Genomic DNA, 22321 nt, shown 5'->3' with positions numbered 1-22321 from the left:
GGATAAACTTTGAGGCGTGAGCCTTGGGCGGCTCTCGCGGCTCACCATCACGCCGCTCCCGAAATGCCTCACCTTTTTGACAGCGGTTATTCTCTCGGCTCCTTTCTGTTGAAGCCTTGTCATGCCATCGCCGGATCATCTGCATTTCGCTTTCTCTTCGCTGTCTTCGCTTCTCACGCCGCTTTTCACCATCATCCTGCCGGTCTTCGGACTCATCCTCGCGGGCTACGCGTGCCGCAAGCTCAACAAGCTCGGTCCCGCCGCCGCATCGGAACTGAACCGCTTCGTCGTCTATCTCGCGTTGCCCGCGTTGCTCTTCGACACGATGTCCAGGACGCCGTGGAGCATGCTCGATCAACCGGCGTTCATCGCGGTGTTCGGCATCGGGTCAGCCGTGGTGTTCGTGCTTACGCTTATCGCGCGGCTCGTGCGTGCGCGTCCGCTCGCCGATGCCAGCATCGACGGACTCAACGCTGCTTATGCGAATACCGGTTTCGTCGGCTTGCCGCTTTGTTTGCTGGCGTTCGGCAAGGAAAGTCTCGCGCCCGCCGTCATCGCGACGATCATCACTGTGTGCGTGCTGTTCGCCGTGGCGATCGTGCTTCTCGAACTCGGCTTGCAAAGCGAAAAGCATATCTTCTGGACGCTATGGCGCGTGGCGAAGTCGCTTGGCAAGAACCCTCTTCTGATCGCGCCGCTTGCGGGCACGTTGCTGAGCGGTTCGGGCGCGCGCGTGCCGGATGGCGCCGAAGCATTTCTAAAGCTGCTCGGCGGCGCGGCGAGTCCTTGTGCGCTGGTTGCGCTCGGACTCTTTCTCGGCGCGAAAGGCGAGGCGCGCAGTCTTCGAACGACGGGCGCACTCGTCACGCTCAAATTGATCGCGCAGCCCTTGCTGACTTACTGGCTGGCGTTTCATGTCTTCAGCATGCCGCCGCTATGGTCGAAGACCGCCGTGATTTTAAGCGCGCTGCCAACCGGCACCGGTCCGTTCATGCTCGCGGAGTTTTATCGACGCGATGGCGGCGTCACTTCGAGCGCCATTCTGTTTTCCACGGTGCTTTCGCTCGTCACCGTGACGCTCTGTCTGACTGTGCTGCTTTGAACCGGCTTCGCCCGCATTCGACCCGTCGCTCGCCCGCGATAAAAAATGCCCGGCGCGCGGGCGTCGGGCAAAGCCACCTTCTGTTCGATGGTGGAGGAGGGCCGGTTTGTTCTGCCTGTCCTTAATTACTGTGCGCTGCCATCGTTGCGAGTGTTGGCTCGCACTTGCGCATGACGTTCCTGATACGGCCGCAGTTGCGGATAGCTCAATGCGTTGACCGCTTCGAGATCGCCGGCGCGACGGGCGCTCGCCAGTTCCGCTTTCACTTCGGCACGCGACTTTGCGCCATAAGCCGATTGAGCGAAGGCCGGAGCCGTTGCAAGAAGCGCCGAGATGAGCAGGCCGCCGATAAGTGTGTTTTTCATGGAAGAACTCCTGGATTCGCTTGCGTCCGGTTGACGCTTGAGAAAAGTCTAGGAGTTTTCCTATTGGACAAAAATACCCATTGAGCCAACACATTGTTGTCGGGAATGGTTGAATGCTGGCGCACGAATCGCGGATTGGCGGGTGTCACCAAGCGCGATTCTTACCATGCTGGTAAGAATAAATTGAGTTTTGTGGGCTTTTTATGCGGATGCTTCATAGATAGAGTCACGGCATCGATCGAACACGGTCGGCCAAACACTCATTCTGGAGATGTCAAATGAAGCGCATTCTTTCTGCTGTCCTCGCGTCGCTGGCCCTTTTTTCGGCAGTCGGCGCAGCGCAAGCCGCCGATTCGAATCCGACATCCTGCCAAGGTCCCGCATCGCAATGCAGCGTGTTTTTCGGCCACTGATCTGCCGAGGCGCAGCGGGTCGAACGCACTGAAATCATGCTCTTATCGCGGGAATGTTTCGTCAAAGTAACATTTTCGAACCATCTTTTCGGCAAACACCGAGTTATCCACAGTTTCTGTGGATAACAGTGGGGATAATCGGCCACAAACCTCGCAACAATGCGGGGGGAACTGGGTTGCTCAAATCATCGCAAAAATAGGCAGTCTGTTTGGTTCGTGACGGCGGTCAGACGGCTCGCCTATGATGTTGACTCGAAGCCGCGTCGTGTTTTCGCACGCGGATTTGTTGGCATCCTTCATGGAGCAAAACCTCATGGCCTACAAGATTGCGGTGGTCGTCGGAAGTCTGCGACGGGAGTCGTTCAACCGGCGGCTTGCGCACGCAGTCGAATCGCTCGCACCGGAAGATTTCTCGTTCGAGCATCTCGATATTGCCAGCCTGCCGTTGTACAGCCAGGACTACGACAGCGACTATCCCGAAGTCGCGGTGAAATTCAAGCAGAAGATCTCGGAAGCAGACGCGCTCCTTTTCGTCACGCCGGAATACAACCGCTCGATTCCGGGCGTGCTCAAGAATGCGATCGATTGGGGTTCGCGGCCGTGGGGCCAAAGCGCCTGGGGCGGCAAGCCGGGCGCGGTGATCGGCACCTCGGTGGGCGCGATCGGTACGGCTATCGCGCAGTCGCATCTGCGTGGCGTGTGCGCGTATCTCGACATTGCAATGCTCGGTCAGCCCGAGATGTACATCAAGCACGATGACTCGCGCATCGATGCGAACGGCGCAATCGTCAGTGACGACACGCGCAAGTATCTGCAAACCTTCGTCGATAAATACGTCGCGTGGGTCAAGAAAATCGCCGGATAAGAAGGCGTGTTCCAAAACGAATCGGCCCGCGCGTGCGGGCCGATTCGTTATTGCCTGCAGCGTTTTGCACTTAGACGTGATGATGTCCCGTCACGCGATCCCAACCATGGCGCACGGCAGCCTTGAAGCGCTCCCAGGTTCCGTCTTCCGGATGGCGCGTCTCCCACTCACGGCGCATCTCATATTCCATCTGATCGTCCCACGCGCGGCTGCGGAAGCGGTCGTCGTTGCCGAGCGTGGCGCCGTACCGATACGCGCCTTGATAATCCTCGTACGGCTCGCCGGTTGCAGCGTAGCGGGTGTCGTAGTCGGCGCGGAAGTCTTCCTCATATTCCATGTACTCGTTCGGCACAGCAGCCGTTCCAGCCGGTGAACCCATCGCGCCCATCGATTGCGACTGGCTTTGACTCAGCGTGCCGCTTCGAATCTGCGCGGGTTCATCGAGCGGGCTCAGCGGTTCGACCGGACGCCAGTCGGCGGCGTTATCGGTGCGTACGCCGGGCAGCGGATCGCCCATGTTGCCCGAACGCAGCGGATCGCGCCCGGCAAGAGCGTCGCGCTCCGAAAGCGATTCGCCCGAGAGTTCGTCACGGGCGGCGAGCGGGTCGGCCGGCGTGCCGGTCAGTGGGTCGCGGGCAGCGAGCGGGTCCATGCCAGTGGTGGCGAGCGGATCGCGGCCAGTGACGGGATCGCGTCCCGACAGCGGATCGGCGGCGGTGCGCGTCTCGACTTGCGTGTACCGCGTCGTCTCGTGACGCGTCGTGCCGGCATGCGGCATCAGCGAATCGTCTGCCGGGTCGCTCACGAAGTCGCGTGCACCCAGTGCGGCGGCATCGCGGCGCGTCAACGGGTCGCCGAGCGGATCGGCAAGCGGGTCGAGCAGCGGATCGGCGGCGGCGCCTGTAGCCGGGCTTGCTGCGTCGGTGCGCGGATAAGCGCGGGCGCGCGTTACGTCCATGCGCGCATCGTTCACCGGCTCGCGGCCCGGCACTGCACTGCCGCGTCCGAGTCCCAGTTCGTCGAGTATCGAATGATCGCGGTCATCCACGCCGGCTTGCGGCATCGCGGTGCCGTGTTCGAGCGTGGACCAGCTTGCGGCGCGCTCATCGATATCGATCGCGCCTTGATCCGCAAGCGTCGCGCGGGCGACATCGGCTTGCTCTTCGCTCGGGGTATCGACGGCTACGAGCACTGCGCCACGACGCACGGCTTCCGAATAATGCGCGACTTCTGGCGGGTGATCGCGCCCGCCGAAAAGCATGCTGAAGAAGCGCTCGATGTTCGCCAGCACGCCTGGTTCGGCGTGCGTTTGGGCATCGGGCATGACGGACGGCTCGGCGGCATCGTCGCGTTTTGGATTCGCTTGCAACTCGATATCAGCGCGCGGGAAGCCCGCTGTAACGAGGGCCGAGCGTGCGTCCTCGGCCTGCGCGTAGGTGTCGAAAACTCCGATGACGGTGTGTCGCATATACGCCTCCTGCGGATGGGCGGAACTTCGAAATCGGCAACGTTGCGAAGTTGCCGTGCATGTTTGCCCATCACGCAACGAGCGTGCCGGATGCGCCGTGGCGCGTCTGGCAAGGCTCGCAGCGATGGATCACGCAAGGCGCTTTTACAAAACTGGTACAAAAAGCAGATCAGCGGCCGATTGCGCGAGCTTCGTTGAGACGTTCGCGAATCTCGTGCAGCAAGGCGTCGAGCAGCGCGATATCGAATGGTTTTGAAAGCACGCGCGCATCGACGTGACGGGCGCGGTCCAGTTCTTCCGCATAACCCGTGACGAGAATCACGGGGATGCGCGGCTCGAAGCGTTGCAGCATTTCCGCGAGGTCGATGCCGCTCATCTTGCCCGGCATGTGGATGTCGGAGAGCACGACATCGAAGGGAAATTCGGACGCTTCGCGCGCGCCTTCGAGCACGGTGACGGCGGTATCGGCGTTGAATACATAGCTCACGTGATGACCCATCATGGCGAGCAGCGCCTCGGTGCCGGCGGCCACTTCCTCGTTGTCTTCGACGAGCAACACGCGCAAGCCTTCGGTCTCCTTGACCACGGCGGGTTCGTCTTTAACCGCCGCGTTGGCCTCGGTCTCAGCCGCCGCGCGCGGCAGATAAAGACGCACCGCCGTGCCCGCGCCGATTGCGCTGTCGATGGTCGCGAGTCCGCCCGCGCGCTCGCAAAACGCAAACACCTGCGGCAAGCCGAGACCGGTGCCCATGCCTTTCGGCTTGGTCGTGAAAAGCGGCTCGAATGCGCGGCCCAAAACTTCGGAACTCATGCCGAAGCCCGTGTCTTCCAGCGTGACCTGAACGAAATCGCCGGTGATCGGAAAGCCGTCTTCGTGACGGAAGCGCACATTGTCGGCACGCACGGTGAACGTGCCGCCGCTTGGCATCGCGTCGCGCGCGTTGACCGCGACGTTGATGAGCGCAAGCTCCAACTCGGCGGGGTCGACGCGCACGGGCCAGACATCTGCGGTCACTTCGACGTGGAGCGCGACCTTCGCGCCAAGCGACGCGCGCAGCAGTTCGCGCCCCGCCGGCACCCATTTGCCGATGGCAATGGTTTCGCTGCGCAATGGCTGCTTGCGCGCCACGCCGAGCAACTGCCGCGTGAGCGACTGTCCGCTCTTGAGCGCGCGTTCCATCGCGGAGAGTTCACGTTCAAGACCGGGCGCGCCGCGCCGTCGCGCGATCTGCACGTTGGTCGAGACGATCATCAGCAGATTGTTGAAGTCGTGCGCCACGCTGCCAACGAGATTGCCGAGCGCTTCCATCTTGCGCGCCTGCCGGTAGGCAGATTCGATCGAGCGCCGCATCGACGCTTCGGCTTGCCAGCGTTCCCACGCTTCTTCCTCGATGGCGAGACGCCGCAGCGATTGCCCGATGACGCCCCACAGCACGATGCAAGGCGCGAAAATCGACAACGCGAGCACGCTCAAATGCCGATACCACTCGGCCCATAACGTGGAGATCGGATAGCCGCTCGACACATAGACCGGATAGCCGCCGACCCTGCGGAACGCGACGATCTTCAGCTCGTTGTCGAGCCCGGACATCATCTCCACGACGCCGCTGCGCCGTCCCGCGCGATATGCCTCGCGCAAGGGCGAACTGGCCGCGAGCGCCATGCGGTCGGGCGGCCGTTGCGGATACCACGCGAGCACTTCGCCATCGCTGCGTGCAAGGCCGAGCGAAACGGTCGGACTGTCGCCGAGCAGTTCGCGATAGAACGCGTTGAAATAAGCAGGACGCAGCGCAATCGACACGATGCCGTTGAACTTGCCCTTGTCGGTGCGTCGCACGACCGCCGTGTTGAAGACCTGTTCGCCCGCCACGCGCCCGAGCATCACGCGCGAAATCTGTTCGATGCTGCGGTCGTCGCGCATGCCACCGAAGTCCTCGCGCGTCGCGACGGACACATCGGGCGTCGGCCAGGTGCGGCTCGTCACGAGCAGCTTGCCGTCGGCGCCGAACACAGAAACGGCAGCGACTTGCTGATAGTTGTTGCTCATCATCTTGAGACGGTCGTGGATGAGACGACTGTCGCGGCGGATCGGTTCGTCGTCGAGTCCATCGAGCAGATCGACGATACGTTCGTTCAGCGTGACGTTGAGATCGAAGACCTTGAGCGCGTGCTCTTCGGCGACGCGTGCATTGCGGGCGACGGTTTCGGCGGCGAGCGCCTCGCGGTCGTGATAGTCGGTGTATGCGGTGACTGCAACGTAAATGCAGGGCAGCAAAATGGCGGCGACGAGCAACGCATAAAGCGTCAGGCGCTGCGCGGCGAAGTTGCGCTCGGGAACCACCGGGAATGGCGGTTCATCCTGCCTCTGTTCGGCGGCAGGATCGGCGTCGGACTCCTCACGTTGCAGCGTCATATTTGGCAGCGAAGTGGAAAACTTTACGCGCGCGCGTGTCGTTCGAAGCGTTGAACGCTTCGTTCACAGTGTTCCAAAGCACTTGAACGGATTGGGCTGTGGAGTAACCGGTTCGGGCAAGCACGAAGAATGCCGATTTGGGTTTAGAACGTGCGTGCGCGCAGGACTAGCGACATTACCAGAGAGGAGGGTATGCAGGTAAATACGATGCCGCCGCATGCAAGCGCTCTAGTCACGCGTGCAAGTAACGCCGCTGAAAGCCACGCCGTTGAAAGCCACGCCGGTCAAGGCGCAGGCTCGATCGCCAAAGAATTGTTATACTCTTTGCCGCTTCCGGCGTACTTGCCACCGGCCCGCCGGCATTCATCGACTCGATCCACTCAGCGCCAAGCCGTTCCGCGCGCACCCGGAATCGTCGAGGCTGGCGTCATCCAACAATTCGCCCTCGGGGCGCGATAGCGAAAGAACTCGCGGAGTCCGTCTTGGCCGTTTCCCACACCATCGCTGACGAATCTGCTCCCGATGCCGCGAAGGCGTCATCCGGCAGCTCGTTTTATCTTGCGATGCGCATCCTGCCCGCCGACCAGCGGGACGCGATGTATCAGATCTACGCTTTTTGCCGCGCGGTCGACGATATCGCCGACGAAGGCAACTTGCCGCGCCGCGAACGCGCAATCGCGCTCGACCGCTGGCGCGAAGACATCGACGCGTGCTATGCCGGCGCGCCGCGAAAATCGCTCGAACCGCTCACGCGTCACATCCAGGCTTTCCAGCTTTCCCGCGACGACTTCCACGCTGTCATCGACGGCATGGCCATGGACGCCGCATGCGACATCGTCGCGCCCGACGAAGCCACGCTCGACCTCTATTGCGACCGCGTGGCAAGCGCGGTGGGCCGGCTATCGGTGAGAATCTTCGGGATGCATGAGGACGCCGGGCGACGGCTTGCACACCATCTTGGCCGCGCGCTGCAGCTGACGAACATCCTGCGCGATATCGACGAAGACGCGGGCATCGGCCGCGTCTACCTGCCGCGCGAACTGCTCGCGCGCGAAGGCATCTCGACGAGCGACGCGGCGAGTATCGTCGCCGATGCGCGCCTGCCGCGCGTGTGCGCCGTCATCGCCGAACGCGCCAAAGGGCATTACGCGCAGTCGGACACGATCATGGCCGCTTCGCCGCGCCACGAAGTGCGCGCGCCGCGCATCATGTCGGCGGCGTATCACGCCGTGCTCGACGCCAATCTGAAACGCGGCTTCGACCTGCCGCGCACGCGCGTGCGCACGCCGCGTGCGCGGCTGCTGTGGATCGTCGCGCGCAATCTTCTCTGATGTCACGGCTGGTACACGTCGTCGGCGCGGGCCTAGCGGGCCTTGCCGCAGCAGTTCAGGCGCAACGGCGCGGCGCGCGCGTCGTGCTTCACGAGGCGGCGGCGCATGCGGGCGGACGCTGCCGTTCCTATTTCGACGTGAGACTCGGCGCGACCATCGACAACGGCAATCATCTGCTGCTGTCGGGCAACCATGCGGCGTTGGGCTTTTTGCGTGCGATCGGTTCCGCCGATACGCTCATCGGCCCGAGCCAGCCCGACTACCCTTTCTTCGATTTTGCCGATGGCGCGGCGTGGACCATTCGCATGTCACCGGGACGCCTGCCGCGCTGGATTTTCGACGCCAACGTCCGCACGCCAGACACTCAGCCCGCCGACTACTTCGCGCTGTTGCCGCTCTTCTTTGCGAAGCCGGGCCGCACCGTCGGGGACTCGATGCGCGCCAAGGGCCCCGTGTGGGACGCGCTCGTGCGCCCGCTCTTGCACGCCATGCTCAACACCGAGCCCGCCGAAGCCAGCGCGGCGCTTGCCGCCAATCTGTTGCGCGAGACGGTCGCGGCGGGCGGACAGGCATGCCGGCCGCTCATCGCGCGTAACGGGCTTGCGCATGCTTTCGTCGAACCCGCGCTGCGGCTTTTGCAGTACGGCGGCGCGGACATCCGGCTGGGCGCGCGCGTGGCGGGTATCGCCTTTTCGGGCACGGATTCGCAGGAACGGGTAAGCTCCATCGCTTTCGAAGATCGCGCCGAGCCGGTCGTGCTCGCACCGGGCGATGGTCTCGTGCTTGCCACGCCGTCCGAAACCGCGCGTCGCCTCGTGCCGGATCTCGTCGCGCCGGACGAGTTTCGCGCCATCGTCACCGTGCATTTCGCGGTCGATGCGCCGTCCGATCTCGGGCCGATCACCTGTCTCGTCAACGGCACGGCTAATTGGCTATTCGCCAACGACGGCAGACTGAGCGCGACAATCGCTGCCGCGGATCACTTGCTCGCAACGCCGCACGACGAACTCGCGCACACGGTCTGGCAGGAAGTGGCGCGCGCGGTGCGGATGTCCGCCGAGCCCATGCCGCCCTGGCAGGTCGTGGCCGACCCGCACGCAACATTTGCCGCCGTGCCGTCGCAGGAAGGCTTGCGGGCCGCGACGCGCACGCGCTGGAACAACTTCACGCTCGCGGGCGACTGGACGGCGACCGGTCTGCCCGCGACGATCGAGGGCGCGATCCGCTCCGGCCAGAAGGCGGCGGACGTGCTGATGAACCCATCGATGGAACGCTGATGAACGATTTATCCCTGTCGGCCGTGGGCGCGCCGGTATCGAAAGCCGCGCTGGACCATGCCGTCGCCGAAGCCACCGATGCGCTACTCGCGGCGCAACATCCCGAAGGCTACTGGCTGTACGAACTCGAAGCCGACGCAACCATGCCGGCTGAATACGTGCTGCTCGTCCACTATCTCGGCGAGGAAGCGAATCCGACGCTCGAAGCGAAGATCGGCCGCTATCTGCGCCGTATCCAGCGTGCAGACGGCGGCTGGCCGCTCTTCACCGACGGCGCGATGGACGTCAGCGCCACCGTCAAGGCGTATTTCGCGCTGAAGATGATCGGCGATTCGCCCGACGCGGAGCATATGCAGCGCGCCCGGAGCGCGATTCTCGCCGCGGGCGGCGCGGAAAAGGTCAACGTGTTCACGCGCATTTTGCTGGCGCTTTTCGGCGTCGTGTCGTGGCGCGCGGTGCCGATGATGCCCGTCGAAATAATGCGTCTGCCGATGTGGTTCCCGTTCCATCTGTCGAAGGTCTCGTATTGGGCGCGCACGGTCATCGTGCCGCTGCTCGTGTTGAATGCGAAGCGGCCGGTGGCGAAGAATCCGCGTGGCGTGCGTATCGACGAGCTGTTCTTGGATGCGCCGGTCAATACCGGCATGCCGAGCCGCGCACCGCATCAGAGCCGCGGCTGGTTCGGCTTTTTCCGCGTGGTCGACACCGTTTTGCGCGCAACCGACAACGCGTTCCCGAAAGCGGGCCGTCAGCGCGCGATCGAGGAAGCGGTGCGTTTCGTCGATGAACGCCTGAACGGCGAAGACGGCCTGGGCGCCATTTTCCCGGCGATGGCCAATTCCGTGATGATGTACGACGTGCTCGGGTATCCGCCGGAGCATCCGCATCGCGCGATCGCACGCAAGTCGCTCGACAAGTTGCTCGTCATCGAAGAAGCCGAGGACGGCGAGGCGTACTGCCAACCGTGTTTATCGCCCGTCTGGGATACGTCGCTCGTGGCGCATGCGCTGCTCGAAACCGGCATGCCGAAGGCGCGCGCGGCGGTCGGGCGCGGTCTCGAATGGCTCTTGCCGCTGCAGATTCTCGACACGCGCGGCGACTGGGTTTCACGCCGGCCGAACGTGCGGCCCGGCGGCTGGGCGTTCCAGTTCGCCAACCCGCATTACCCCGATGTCGACGACACCGCCGTCGTCGCCATGGCCATGGAACGCGCGGACCGCGAAAACGGCTCGGCCATCTACGCCGAAGCGATCTCGCGCGGACGCGAATGGGTCGTCGGCATGCAAAGCAGCGACGGCGGCTGGGGCGCGTTCGAACCGGAAAACACGCAGTTCTATCTGAACAACATCCCGTTTTCGGACCACGGCGCGCTGCTCGATCCACCTACCGTCGATGTCTCCGCGCGCTGCCTTTCCATGCTCGCGCAACTCGGCGAAACGCCCGCCAACAGCGAACCGGCGCGGCGCGCGTACGACTACATCGTGAGGGACCAGGAGCGCGACGGAAGCTGGTACGGCCGCTGGGGCATGAACTACATCTACGGCACCTGGTCGGCGTTGTGCGCGCTGAACGCGGCCGGCGCGGCGCCTACCGACTCGCGCGTTAAGCGCGGCGCGGAATGGCTCATTCGCATTCAGAACGCGGACGGCGGCTGGGGCGAGGGCGGCGAAAGCTACAAGCTCGACTATCGCGGATACGAACAGGCGCCGAGTACGGCATCGCAAACGGCGTGGGCCGTGCTCGGGCTGATGGCCGCGGGCCAGATCGAGCACCCGGCGGTGGCGCGCGGTATCGACTATCTCGTTCGCACGCAGCAAAGCCACGGTTTGTGGGACGAGACGCGCTTCACCGCGACGGGTTTTCCGCGCGTGTTTTATCTGCGCTACCACGGCTATCGCAAGTTTTTTCCGCTGTGGGCGCTCGCGCGATATCGCAACATGACGCGTGAAGGCCTGACGCGCGTGACGGCGGCCGTGTGAACGCGCCCGACGCGCGCTCGCTCCACGCATTGCGCCACGCGGCGGGCGGCTTGCCGGTCATTGCCGTGACCGGCATGGCGTTCGAGGCGAAGATCGTGCGCGGACGCGGCGTGGAAGTCGTGTTCGCGGCGCGCTCGGACTGGCTGGAGCGCGCGTTGTCGGACGCTATTTCGCGCGGCTGCACGGGTGTCATCAGCTTCGGAACAGCGGGCGGACTCGCGCCCGATCTGGAGCCGGGCGCGCTCATCGTGGCCAGCAGCGTGTGCGGACCCTTCGGCGAACTGCGTACCGACGACGCCTGGTCCGCGCGTATCGTCGATGCCTTCGCGGGCACGCCGCTACAGCGCCTCACGCGGCGCGGCGTCATGGCCGGCGTCGCCGCGCCGGTCAAGAGCGAAGCGGAGAAACGCTCGTTGCATTCGTCGACGGGCGCGCTCGCGGTGGATATGGAATCGCATATCGCCGGGGCGATTGCCCTTGCGCGCGGTCTGCCCTTCGCCGTGTGCCGCGCGATTGTCGATCCGGCATGGCGCACGCTGCCGCCCGCGGCCACGGCTGGTTTGCGCGATGACGGCACCACTGCCATCGGTCCGATACTGCGAGAACTCGCGCGTCAGCCCGCGCAACTCGGCGCCATGCTGCGTCTCGCCGCCGATGCCCGCGCCGCGCGAACATCGCTCGTACAAGCGCGTCACGCGCTTGAAACCGCGCATGCACTAGCGTTCGATTGACCGCGTAACGTGCCGCTTGCTTTCTGCGGGTTAACCCGCATCTGCGTATAATCAGGGAAAACCCTAACAAAACTGCGTGCGATCAGTCACGTGCGCAGGGTCAGCAGAAAAGGAAGCGCAAATGAATTTTCACACTCGCAAATGGGTCAAGCCCGAAGACCTGAATCCGAACGGCACCTTGTTCGGCGGCAGCCTGCTGCGCTGGATCGACGAGGAAGCCGCGATCTATGCCATCTCGCAACTGGGCAATCAGCGCGTCGTGACCAAGTTCATGTCGGAGATTAATTTTCTGACGTCGGCGCGGCAGGGCGACATCATCGAACTGGGAATCACGGCGACGCATTTCGGCCGCACCTCGATCACGCTGCGCGCCGAAGTGCGCAACAAGATCACGCGCAAGAGCATTCTCACGGTCGAGAAAATGGTGTTCGTGAACCTCGACGCGCAAGGCGACCCGGCGCCGCATGGCCGCACGGCGATTCGCTATGCGGACGAGTTGTTCGAAGCCTATCGACGCGACCAGCGCGTGGTGGAAGCGCCGAAGGCATCGAGCGATGACTACATGCAGGAAGCCGCGGAAGAAACGCACTGAGGCAATTGAAACGGGCGCTGCAAAGCGCCCGTTTCATTTTGAAGCTGAGAAAAGCCTTGGCAACACAGGCTTACTTTGCGCCCGGATCTTCGTACTGCGGCACGTCTTGATCCTTGCTCGAACTCGACGGCGTGGTTTCCGCCGGCGCTGGCGACTTGCCGCCCATTCCGCCCGCTGGCGCGGCGGCCGCGCCCGGATCGGCGTAATTCGGCAGACCTTGCGCCGCGCTGCCGCCGCCCGTCGCGCCAGGAACGCCCGGCGCGCTCGCGGCATCGGGAGCGGATGCGCCTTCATCGCCATAATCGGGCAACGTCGCCGTACCGCCGCCCGTTAACAAGTACTGCCGGCGCTGCGTGTAGGCATCGCGCACGAAGGCGTATTTGTCGAGCGCGGCCTGCGAGAGAAGATCCGTCGCGCCGATCAGATCGGCCCGCGCGCTCACGAAATTGATGCCGTACAGCGGCCAGCGGATTTCGTTATCCGCGTAGCTGATCGGGTTCACGCGCCAGTCGACGAGCCACGTCGTCGAGTCCCGGAACGAGCTCGGGCCGAGCAGCGGAATCACGAGATACGGGCCGGACGGCACGCCGTAGTGTCCGAGTGTCAAACCGAAGTCCTGATGATGCTTGGGCAAACCGGCCGGCGATGCAATGTCGATCAAACCGCCAAGACCGAACACCGAGTTGATGGCGATCCGCATCAAATCCTGCGTGGCGTCCGTGATCTTCAGTTGCAGCAGGTTGTTGGCGAAGTTGCTGAAGTCGCCGATATTTGAAAAGAAGTTGCTGACAGCCGTGCGGAACGGGCTCGGCGTGTAGTCCACGTAGAACTGCGCGACCGGCTTCGCGACGTAGGTATCGAGCGTGTCGTTGAATTTGAAGATCGTGCGGTTCATCGGTTCGAGCGGATCGCGCGGATTGCGGTCCGGTCCGGTCGCGCATCCCGCGACCAAAAGCGCGCTCGCAATCACCACACTCGTGGCCAGCTTGCGATGCGCACCAGCGGCTAAAGCCGTTCTCATTCTTCGATTCCTCTTAGGTTGTCGTGCCGCTGGCTCGCGCGCAGCTTCGCCCGATCGGCTGCGCGTACACGGCGGGGCTTGCCCATCAATACCGGCTGAAATACCACGGCGCCGATCAGCGTGCACAAAAGCGACAGCGCGAGCAGCCGCCCCATGCTGGATGTGCCGGGGTGATGCGAAAACCACAGACTGCCGAACGCGGTTGCGGTCGTTGCCGCGCTGAACATCACGGCATGCGTGAGACTCGATTGCAGCAAGCGCGTCTGGCCGGAGCGCCACGCCATCACGAAATAGATCTTGAACGCCACGCCGACGCCCAGCATGAGCGGCAACGCGATGATGTTCGCAAAGTTGAGCGGCATCCTGAAGACGACGCACAGTTCCAGCGTGACGATCGCGGAGACGAGCAACGGTACCAAAGTTCGTAAAACATCGCCCAAACGGCGCAAGGCGATCCACAACAACACGGTGATCGCGATCAGCGAGTAGATCGCCGCCTGCTGGAACGCCTTGATGATCGTCTCGGCCGAATGGCGCACGGAGATCGGACCGCCTATGGCGTTCGGCTCGGCGTGGCGCACGGCATCGGCGAAACGGGCGAGCAGGGTGTCGTCGTTCGGATCGGCGCCCGGCGGCACTTTCGGCGAGACATCGACGAGCGCCTGACCACTCGGCGTAACCCACGTCTCGACCATTTGCGGCGGCAAGGTGGCGCGCGTGATCTCGACCGGCTGCAACAGCGCGCGCAACTGGCCGAGCGCGAGGCGCAATGGCTCGGCCATCGCGTGGTCGGCGCGATCGCGCGTGGCGGCATCGGCGGCGGCGAGCTTCTTGAGCGTGGCGGAGAGATGCTGCGCTTCGGCCGCGCCCGCGCCGGGGTGATCGTCGGCCGCGAGCGACAGCGCACCCGCGACGCGCTTGAGCGTGGCGACGCGCACTTCATCCGTCACGGGCGATGCCACCGGCTGGTTCAGCGCCGGCAGCAACTGATCGGCGGCAGCCTTGATGAGCGCGAGCTTTGCCGGCTGATCGGCCGGAATCAGCGACGACAACGTGGTCGCGCGATCCACTTCCGGCAGTTTCTGGAGCTTCGCCGCGATGCGATCCGCTTCCGCTAGCGAAGGCGCGAGCACCGCGACATCGTTGACCGCGCCCTCGGGTGAATCCTTGAGCGAGGCGAGCGTCGCCATCGACTCCGTATGCGGATCTTTCAGATGCAGCGGGTTGAAGTCGAAGTGCAGATGGAACAGGAGCGGCAACGCGCCGATCACGACGACGAGCGTGCCGATCAGCACTGGCTTGCGATGCCGGTCGAGAAATTCATCGACGGGGGCGAGCACCGGAAAGCCCGGCGCGCTTGCTTCGCCCGGCGGCGCAAACACCTTGATGAGCGCGGGCAGCAAGGTCATGTTGGTGATATACGCGACGAACATGCCGACGCCCGCGATCAACCCGAGTTCCGACACGCCGCGATACGCGGTCGGCAGAAAGGAGAAGAAGCTTGCGGCAGTCGCGGTGGCGGCGAGCGTCAGCGGCACGGCCACATGCCGCGCGGTTTCGGCGAGCGCCACGTCGAGCCGCTTGTGCTTGTGCCGTTCCTCGCGGTATTTCACGCCGAACTGAATGCCGAAGTCCACGCCCAGACCCACGAACAGCACCATGAACGCGACCGAGATCATGTTGAGCGCGTGGACCATCATGAGGCCGAGCGCGGCCGTGATCGCGAGCCCGACGAAGAGCGTGATGAACACCGCGAGAATCATGCGCTTGGAGCGCAACGCAACCCACAGAATGACCAGTACGACCAGGAACGTGAGGATGCCGTTGAGCTCGGCGCCATCGGCCACAGAGGCGAATTCTTCGTCGGCGAGGGGTTGCGCGCCGGTCAGATGCAGCGTCGCGCCGTACTTCTTGTCGAGGTTCAGCCTGGCCGCCACGGCGCGAATTTCGTCCGATGAGCCCGCCGCCGCCTTGAGCGCGTTGAAATCGAGTTCCGGCAACACGGTGACGAAGGCGCGCGCCGGTCCGGTGCTCTTTGCGGAATCCGCCACGTCGCGCCAAGAGAAGGCAACCGGCTGGTTGGCCAGCACGCCGTCGAGCACGGTCGCGCTCTTGCCGAGCAAGCTGGCCATCTGGCCGAGATTGATCTGGCCTGTCAGCAGCGGCACATTGAGCGTGGTATTCAGCGTCTGCGCGAGGCCGGTGAGTGTCGGGTCGTGCGCGAGCGTGTTGATGAGCGGACGCGCCTGCACGAGCTGCTTCGTGACTTCGTCGACCTTGGCGGTGGGTAAGTACAAAAGGCCGTTGTGCTCGAAGAAATCGCCGCCTGAAGGTTGCGACACCGACTTGAAGCGCGCCGGCTCCTGCTTGAGCGCGGCGGCGAGTGCGTTCGCGGCGGCATCGGCAAATTCGGGGGCCGCGGCTTCGACGACGATCAGTAGCGTGGCGCCGCGCTGCGGAAACGCGGCGTCGATTGCCTTGCTGCGCGCGGCCCACTCCGGCTCGTTCTCGATGAGTTGGCTGACATCGGTGCTGATCTTGAAGTGATGGACGACATAAATCGTGCTCAGCACGCCGAGCAGCAGCGAAATGGCGATAATCCACGCCGGACGGCGTATGGCGATGGTGACGAAGCGAGTAATGTTGGACGTCAGCATGAAGACGCTACCTGGTGTGTCCTGTTATTTTTGCGGGCCGCGTGCTGCCGGCGAGATGATGCGCGCCGGCGTCCGGCGATGCCGCGCAAGTATACCGGTCGATGCCGGGCACGAACGCGCCATGCGTCTTGAACTGTCGATGCCCCCGCGTGTCGATATACTGGCTCGACGCGTGCCGGCTGCATCGGCGTTACCGGGTATTGCGCCGTCCCCATACCAATTCCAACCTCAGAACTCTTTCAGAGAACGGGTGCCATGAAACGCTATCTGTCCATTTGCTTCGCATTTCTCCTTGCCCTCGGCCTGTCCGGCGAGGCTTTCGCGCAAACTAGCCCCGACGCCGTCGTCAAGGCCGCTGTCGAAGGCACCGTCGACGCGATGAAGGCCGACCCGCAAGCGCGCGGCGGCGACATGGCGAAGATCACACAACTCGTGCAAACGCGCTTTTTGCCCGCCACCGACTTCCAGCGCACGACGCGCATAGCGGTGGGCAAGGCATGGGCCAGCGCCACGCCCGAGCAGCAGAAACAGCTTTACGACCAGTTCCAGACGTTGCTTGTGCGGACCTACGCGGCTTCGTTGTCGCAATTACGCGATCAGGACGTCAAGTTTAGCTTCGAGTCGCCCAAGGCCGATGCAAACGCGCGCGACGTCGTGGTCGAATCGCACGTCGTTTCGACTGGCGGCGACAATCCGGTGCGTTACAGATTGGGTAAGACGGCGCAAGGCTGGAAAATCTACGACATCGACATGATGGGCGCGTGGCTCATCCAGGTCTATCAGCAACAATTCGCGGGGCAACTGCAGAAAGACGGTGTCGATGGGCTGATCAAGTATCTGTCGGAGCACAATTCGCGCTCGGCGGGGTGACATCGAGGCGCAATAGCGCCCGCGACGCCACCTGCACCAGCCAGACTCATGTAACAAGAAACGCGACGGTGATGAGCCGTCGCGTTTTTTTGTTTATGACGCGCTTGTCCCGTTTTCCTATACCATTTGGCCGAGTCTAAAATGACTATCGTTACGTGACCAGGGGCATTATCATGGCTGTCAAGCGAGTTTCGAAATCCGAGTTCAAGGCGAAAGCGTTGGAGTACTTTCGTCTCGTGGAATCGACAGGAGAACATATGATCGTGACAGACCATGGCAAGCCCGTGCTTGAAGTGCGGCGCTACGACAACTCATCCCTCACGCCGCTGGAGGAATTGCGCGGAAGCGTGTTGCGTTATGACGACCCCATGGAGCCCGTCGGCGAGGACGACTGGGAGGCGCTGGAATGATCGTGCTGGACACGCACACGTTGCTGTGGTGGGTGAGCGGAGCGGCGCTCGGCAAGCTAGCTCGGGCAGCGATCGAGCAAGAATTGGAGGAAGGCGGGGAGATTGTGATCTCGACCATGACCGCATGGGAAATCGCGATGTTGGTGAAGCGAGGCCGGGTTGTCCTCTCCGCGGACGTTGGCGACTGGCTCGACAAAGTGAGTCGAATAGAAGGCGTGCGCTTCGTCCCCGTGGACCGAAACATCGCAGTCAAATCCGCCGATTTGCCGGGCGAGTTCCACAAAGATCCGGCAGACCGCATGATCGTGGCGACGGCGCGTTCGCTTTCTGCACCTCTGGTCACGAAGGACCGGAGAATTCGCGACTATCAACACGTCAAGACCATTTGGTAACCCGAAAACAAAAAGGGCGGACAACCAGAGTCATCCGCCCTTCCATCAACCACCCTCGGCCATTAATGCGCCGCGGCGGCTGCCTTTGATCCCTTGCCCTTCGACATCCGCCCGATCTCTTCCAGCTTGATCTCGACGTGCTTCGAGAACACGTACTCGGCCGGACGCTGCTTGTCGATCGGCAGATCCTTCGCGTACGCGCCTTCCGTACGCGGGCCGCGCATCGACACACCAAGCGCCTTCAACGGATGCGCCACGGTATCCATCACGGCGGTGGCTTCGAAGCCGCTATGCACCATGCAGTCCGCGCACTTCTCGTAGTTGCCCGTGCCGTACTTTTCCCACTCGGTGGTTTCCATCAGTTCCTTGAAGGTCTTCGCGTAACCTTCACCGAGCAGATAACACGGACGCTGCCAACCAAACACCGTGCGCGCCGGGTTGCCCCACGGCGTGCACTGATACGTCTGGTTGCCCGCGAGGAAGTCCAGGAACATGGCCGACTGGCTGAAGGACCAATTCTTGCCGTTGTTGCCGCGCTTGAAAATCTCGCGGAACAACGTCTTGGTCTTGTCGCGGTTCAGGAAGTGCTGCTGATCCGGCGCGCGTTCATAAGCATAGCCGGGCGACACCGTGATGCCGTCCACGCCCATCGGACCGAGCGTATCGAAGAACTTGGCGACGCGATCGGGATTGGCGTCGTTGAACAGCGTGCAATTGATGTTCACGCGGAAACCGCGCCGCTTCGCTTCCTTGATCGCCTTCACGGCCTTGTCGTAGACGCCGTCTTGCGATACCGAGTGATCGTGCGCCTGCTGGTCGCCATCGAGGTGAACGGACCAGACGAAGTACGGGCTCGGCTCGTAATCGTCCATCTTCTTTTCCATCAACAGCGCGTTCGTGCAGAGATACACGAACTTCTTGCGCGCGATGATGCCCTTCACGACCTGCGGCATCTCCTTGTGCAAGAGCGGCTCGCCGCCCGCGATGGAAACGACCGGCGCGTTGCACTCGTCGACCGCGCCCAGGCACTCTTCCAGCGACAGACGCTGGTTGAGAATGGGATCCGGATAGTCGATCTTGCCGCAGCCGTTACACGCCAGATTGCAGCGGAACAGCGGTTCGAGCATCAGTGCGAGCGGGTAGCGCTTGTTGCGCGAAAAATGCTGGCGAAAGATATAGGCGCCAACGCGGACTTTCTGAAGCAGCGGAATAGACAATTGCTTGCTCTCCTTATTCTTCGCGGGTGGCCGTCGCTGCCGTGGTCGCCAGGGCGGCGAGCGGTTGCAACAGCTTCGCGGGGAGTTTGAATTCGACCTTTTCCTCGCGGCCTTCCATCGTCGTGACTTCGACGTGGCCGAACGCGCGCAGGGCATCGATCACATGGTTGACCATTTCCTCGGGCGCCGAAGCACCCGCGGTGATGCCGACAGTCTGCGCCTTTGCAAACCATTCGGCCTTGACTTCCGAACCATCGGCGACGAGATAACTCGGCACGCCGGTTTCCGCGCCGATCTCGCGCAGCCGGTTCGAATTGGAACTGTTCGTGGCGCCTACTACGAGCAAGACATCGACCTGAGTGCTCAACTCGCGCACGGCGGCTTGGCGATTCTGCGTGGCATAACAAATGTCGCGCGTGTCCGGACCCACGATATCGGTGAAACGGCGCTGCAAGGCGTCGATGATGCCGCGTGTGTCATCCACCGAAAGCGTGGTCTGCGTGACATAGGCGACCGGGGCATTGACAGGCAAAGCTAGCGTTTCCACTTCCGCCTCGCTTTGCACCAGCACGACCTTGCCCGGAATCTGCCCGATGGTGCCTTCCACTTCCGGATGCCCCGCGTGGCCGATCAGAATGAGTGTACGGCCTTGCGAGACATACTGCCGGCCCTGCACGTGAACTTTGGTGACGAGCGGGCAAGTGGCGTCCAGCACGTCGAGCCCGCGTGACAGCGCGTCTTTCTCCACCTTCTTCGCGACGCCGTGCGCGCTGAAAATGGCGACCGCGCCGTGTGGCACCTCGTCGAGCTCCTCGACGAAACGTGCGCCCTTGCCGCGCAGATTGTCTACGACATGACGGTTGTGAACGATCTCGTGACGCACATACACCGGTGCGCCATGCCGTTCCAGCGCCCGATCGACGATTTCGATCGCGCGAACCACGCCCGCACAAAAGCCGCGGGGTTGAGCAAGGATGATACGCATATTCGAACGAACTCCGACTGGCGCGGGTTTCGGATCAGGCGGCGCGATGCTCGCGCGTTCCATGGGACCACATTATCGTGCCGGCCATGCCGCAAACGGGCGGCGTGGCGAGCCCGGAATGCAGACCGGAAAAAACGACGTGCCGGGTTCGGTCTGCATGCCGAAGATGACCGCGTATTCTAACTCGTTCCCTTTATGGGTGCTTGTCGCATACGTTCCGGCTGAGCCTTGCGGCACGCGGCAATACGGCGACCGGCATATCCCATTAAACTGTCGGGTGCTCCGGGCGGGGCGCTCGCTCGCCACGGTGCGATTGCGTCGTTTGCGCCTTGTTTGCGTGCCCCGCGCGTTATTCCTTCGTGTATTTTTGGCGCAACGCCCCGGCCCGCTGCAATCCCTGATCCGACCTGATTCAACGCAAGCGCACTCGGTCGTCCGAGCTGCCGCCTTCGACTTTCATCTCATGCTACTGATCGCCTGGCTGTCATTTCTGATCTGGATCGTGTTGCTGTTCGCCCGTGGCGGCTTCTGGCGTGCCCAGCCCGCACCCGCGCTTTCCGCGACGACCGTGCACGCGGTCGGCAAAGCCGAAATCGCCCGGCGCGGCGCGTGGCCGGCGCTCGTGGCCGTGGTGCCCGCGCGTAACGAGGCCGACGTGATCGGCCGCGCGGTCGGCTCGCTGCTCAGGCAAGACTACGCGGGCGCGTTCCACGTGATCGTCGTGGACGATCACAGCACCGACGGCACCGCCGCCGCCGCACTCGCCGCCGCCCGCGATCTCGGGCTCGATGACCGCCTGACCGTGCTCACCGCGCAACCGTTGCCGCCTGGCTGGTCGGGCAAGGTATGGGCGCAGTCGCAGGGCATCGGTGCTATCGATTCGCTCGGCCTGCCCGCCGAATTCCTTCTGCTTACCGATGCCGACATCTACCATCCGGCCGATGCCGCCACGCAACTCGTCGCGCGCACGATTTTAGAAGACCGCGATCTCGTCTCGCTGATGGTGCGGCTGCGCTGCGACTCGCCGTGGGAGAAGGCGCTGATTCCAGCGTTCGTGTTCTTCTTCGCGAAGCTGTATCCGTTCGCGTGGGTCAACGACGTGCGGAAAACGACCTCGGGTGCGGCCGGCGGCTGCATGCTGGTGCGCCGTTCGGCGCTGGTGGAGGCGGGCGGTATCGAGTCGATCCGGCAGGAACTCATCGACGATTGCAGTCTTGCCGCGCGCATCAAGCATCGCGCGGGGCGCAATGGCGCGCGGCCCATTCGGCTCGATCTGGCCGAATCGAGCGAGTCGCTGCGTCCGTACGATCACTGGCGCGAAATCTGGAACATGATCGCGCGCACCGCGTTCACGCAGTTGCGCTACTCGCCGCTTCTGCTCGCGGGTACGGTGCTGGGCATGGTGGTGATCTACCTCGCGCCGCCGTTGTTGGCGCTCACGATGGGCGCGCGTGCCTGGCCCGCCTGCGCGGCGTGGGCGCTCATGTGCATTGCGTATGGGCCGATGCTGCGCTACTACCGGCGTTCGCTGCTGTGGGCGCCGTTCCTGCCGCTGGTGGCGCTGTTCTACGTGAGCGCGACGATCGGCTCGGCCGTGCGTTACTGGAGCGGCAAGGGCGGTCAGTGGAAGGCGCGCGTGCAGGCGCCGACGCAGGAAGGCTCCTGACCGACTTGAACGCGCGTTACTTCTTCGTCAGAAGGGCATACATCTCGACGACGGCGTGCGGCGAAAACGTGAACGGCACCCAGCCGTGTCCGCCGTGACGCATGATGAGCAGTCGATCCCCGTTTGCGTGCTTCTGCACGGCCATCAGCGGGTTTTTCGTTGCCGCGAAACGCCAGCCGGGCGCGATGCCGCCAGGCTGATCCGGCGTCATCGATGCACGCACGTTCGCCAATTCCTCGATCAGCTCCGACACGCCTTCGGGACTCAGCAGCACCGATTGGCCGGCGATCGTCATTTCGATTGCATCGCGGTCGGGGCGCGAGACGGTCAGCGTAGGCTTTTCCGCGGGTCTTGCGGCTTGCTCGCGCTCGGCTTCCGCGCCGAGCGGCGCAGGTTCCGCAGCGGGCGCGACGGGCTCCGCGCTCGTCACGCGCATGGGCAGCGGAGCGGGTTGGTCGTCTGGAGAAGTAGCGGACTGGAGGAGCGTGTCGAGGCTCGACTCCAGCGCGCCGAGCTGGTCATGTAGATTCATGCGAAGGTATCTGTGTCTTTCGATGCTGGCAGCGA

At 63.4% G+C, this 22321-nt stretch carries 19 protein-coding genes; 11 read left to right on the top strand and 8 right to left on the bottom strand.

Translation table 11 applies throughout. The annotated features are described in order from the left end of the window. Window positions 1–121 precede the first annotated feature (121 nt). Window positions 122–1102: an AEC family transporter gene (locus NCT04_RS21300; protein ID WP_250467585.1), complete on the top strand. Its 981-nt coding sequence runs from the start codon at window positions 122–124 to the stop codon at window positions 1100–1102. A 125-nt stretch (window positions 1103–1227) separates the two neighbouring features. Here NCT04_RS21300 and NCT04_RS21295 read toward each other — a convergent pair whose 3' ends face one another. After that, entirely contained in the window at window positions 1228–1467 is a 240-nt protein-coding gene (locus tag NCT04_RS21295) for a DUF4148 domain-containing protein (RefSeq protein ID WP_250467584.1), read from the bottom strand. A gap of 726 nt (window positions 1468–2193) precedes the next feature. On the opposite strand from NCT04_RS21295, the gene NCT04_RS21290 reads away from it, so the two are divergent. Continuing rightward, window positions 2194–2745: an NADPH-dependent FMN reductase gene (locus NCT04_RS21290; protein ID WP_244828871.1), complete on the top strand. Its 552-nt coding sequence runs from the start codon at window positions 2194–2196 to the stop codon at window positions 2743–2745. A 70-nt stretch (window positions 2746–2815) separates the two neighbouring features. On the opposite strand, the gene NCT04_RS21285 is transcribed toward NCT04_RS21290, so the two are convergent. Beyond that, a complete protein-coding gene (locus NCT04_RS21285; protein ID WP_250467583.1) occupies window positions 2816–4213 on the bottom strand; it encodes a hypothetical protein in 1398 nt (465 codons plus the stop codon). 169 nt (window positions 4214–4382) lie between these two features. After that, on the bottom strand, window positions 4383–6626 hold the full coding sequence (locus NCT04_RS21280; RefSeq protein WP_250467582.1) for a hybrid sensor histidine kinase/response regulator family protein: 2244 nt from the start codon (window positions 6624–6626) through the stop codon (window positions 4383–4385). 482 nt (window positions 6627–7108) lie between these two features. Between NCT04_RS21280 and hpnD the strand changes: the two genes are divergently transcribed. From hpnD to NCT04_RS21255, 5 genes are all read left to right on the top strand, one after another. Further along, window positions 7109–7957, top strand: a complete 849-nt coding sequence (gene hpnD / locus NCT04_RS21275; RefSeq protein ID WP_244828868.1) for a presqualene diphosphate synthase HpnD — start codon at window positions 7109–7111, stop codon at window positions 7955–7957. Further along, window positions 7957–9234, top strand: coding sequence for a hydroxysqualene dehydroxylase HpnE (hpnE, locus tag NCT04_RS21270; protein ID WP_250467581.1), 1278 nt, complete (start codon window positions 7957–7959; stop codon window positions 9232–9234). Before hpnD ends, hpnE begins: the two co-directional genes overlap by 1 nt. Continuing rightward, window positions 9234–11213 carry a squalene--hopene cyclase gene (shc, locus tag NCT04_RS21265; RefSeq protein WP_250467580.1) on the top strand — a complete coding sequence of 660 codons (1980 nt, stop codon included), beginning with the start codon at window positions 9234–9236 and terminating at the stop codon, window positions 11211–11213. Before hpnE ends, shc begins: the two co-directional genes overlap by 1 nt. 74 nt (window positions 11214–11287) lie before the next feature. Continuing rightward, window positions 11288–11944, top strand: coding sequence for a phosphorylase (locus tag NCT04_RS21260; protein WP_250467710.1), 657 nt, complete (start codon window positions 11288–11290; stop codon window positions 11942–11944). Window positions 11945–12065: 121 nt separating this feature from the next. Beyond that, window positions 12066–12536 (top strand): acyl-CoA thioesterase, encoded by a 471-nt coding sequence (locus tag NCT04_RS21255; RefSeq protein ID WP_250467579.1) that lies wholly within the window; start codon window positions 12066–12068, stop codon window positions 12534–12536. 70 nt (window positions 12537–12606) lie between these two features. On the opposite strand, the gene NCT04_RS21250 is transcribed toward NCT04_RS21255, so the two are convergent. Further along, the gene (locus NCT04_RS21250; protein WP_244828864.1) at window positions 12607–13557 is read right to left on the bottom strand and encodes an MlaA family lipoprotein; all 951 of its coding nucleotides are present in this window, start codon (window positions 13555–13557) and stop codon (window positions 12607–12609) included. Continuing rightward, window positions 13554–16214, bottom strand: coding sequence for a hopanoid transporter HpnN (hpnN, locus tag NCT04_RS21245; RefSeq protein ID WP_250467578.1), 2661 nt, complete (start codon window positions 16212–16214; stop codon window positions 13554–13556). Before hpnN ends, NCT04_RS21250 begins: the two co-directional genes overlap by 4 nt. A gap of 255 nt (window positions 16215–16469) precedes the next feature. Here hpnN and NCT04_RS21240 point away from each other — a divergent pair, with 255 nt between their 5' ends. The 3 genes from NCT04_RS21240 to NCT04_RS21230 all read left to right on the top strand — a co-directional run bounded on the left by NCT04_RS21240 (window position 16470) and on the right by NCT04_RS21230 (window position 17886). Continuing rightward, window positions 16470–17084 (top strand): MlaC/ttg2D family ABC transporter substrate-binding protein, encoded by a 615-nt coding sequence (locus tag NCT04_RS21240; RefSeq protein ID WP_244828862.1) that lies wholly within the window; start codon window positions 16470–16472, stop codon window positions 17082–17084. 170 nt (window positions 17085–17254) lie between these two features. Beyond that, window positions 17255–17494: a type II toxin-antitoxin system Phd/YefM family antitoxin gene (locus NCT04_RS21235; RefSeq protein WP_409014904.1), complete on the top strand. Its 240-nt coding sequence runs from the start codon at window positions 17255–17257 to the stop codon at window positions 17492–17494. Continuing rightward, window positions 17491–17886: a type II toxin-antitoxin system VapC family toxin gene (locus NCT04_RS21230; protein ID WP_250467576.1), complete on the top strand. Its 396-nt coding sequence runs from the start codon at window positions 17491–17493 to the stop codon at window positions 17884–17886. Before NCT04_RS21235 ends, NCT04_RS21230 begins: the two co-directional genes overlap by 4 nt. A 62-nt stretch (window positions 17887–17948) precedes the next feature. Here NCT04_RS21230 and hpnH read toward each other — a convergent pair whose 3' ends face one another. Both hpnH and ispH read right to left on the bottom strand, forming a co-directional pair. After that, the gene (gene hpnH / locus NCT04_RS21225) at window positions 17949–19103 is read right to left on the bottom strand and encodes an adenosyl-hopene transferase HpnH (protein ID WP_244828861.1); all 1155 of its coding nucleotides are present in this window, start codon (window positions 19101–19103) and stop codon (window positions 17949–17951) included. Window positions 19104–19116: 13 nt separating this feature from the next. Continuing rightward, entirely contained in the window at window positions 19117–20088 is a 972-nt protein-coding gene (gene ispH / locus NCT04_RS21220) for a 4-hydroxy-3-methylbut-2-enyl diphosphate reductase (protein ID WP_250467575.1), read from the bottom strand. Between the two features lie 463 nt (window positions 20089–20551). Between ispH and NCT04_RS21215 the strand changes: the two genes are divergently transcribed. Continuing rightward, the gene (locus tag NCT04_RS21215; RefSeq protein ID WP_250467574.1) at window positions 20552–21754 is read left to right on the top strand and encodes a glycosyltransferase; all 1203 of its coding nucleotides are present in this window, start codon (window positions 20552–20554) and stop codon (window positions 21752–21754) included. 16 nt (window positions 21755–21770) lie between these two features. Here the strand turns inward: NCT04_RS21215 and NCT04_RS21210 are convergent, their stop codons facing one another. Beyond that, a complete protein-coding gene (locus NCT04_RS21210; protein WP_250467573.1) occupies window positions 21771–22286 on the bottom strand; it encodes a hypothetical protein in 516 nt (171 codons plus the stop codon). Window positions 22287–22321 lie beyond the last annotated feature (35 nt).

It is taken from the genome of Caballeronia sp. GAFFF2 (genome assembly GCF_023631485.1).
GTDB lineage: Bacteria > Pseudomonadota > Gammaproteobacteria > Burkholderiales > Burkholderiaceae > Caballeronia.
Note: the sequence above shows the minus strand (reverse complement) of the source record. Positions and strands in the feature narration are given on the sequence as shown.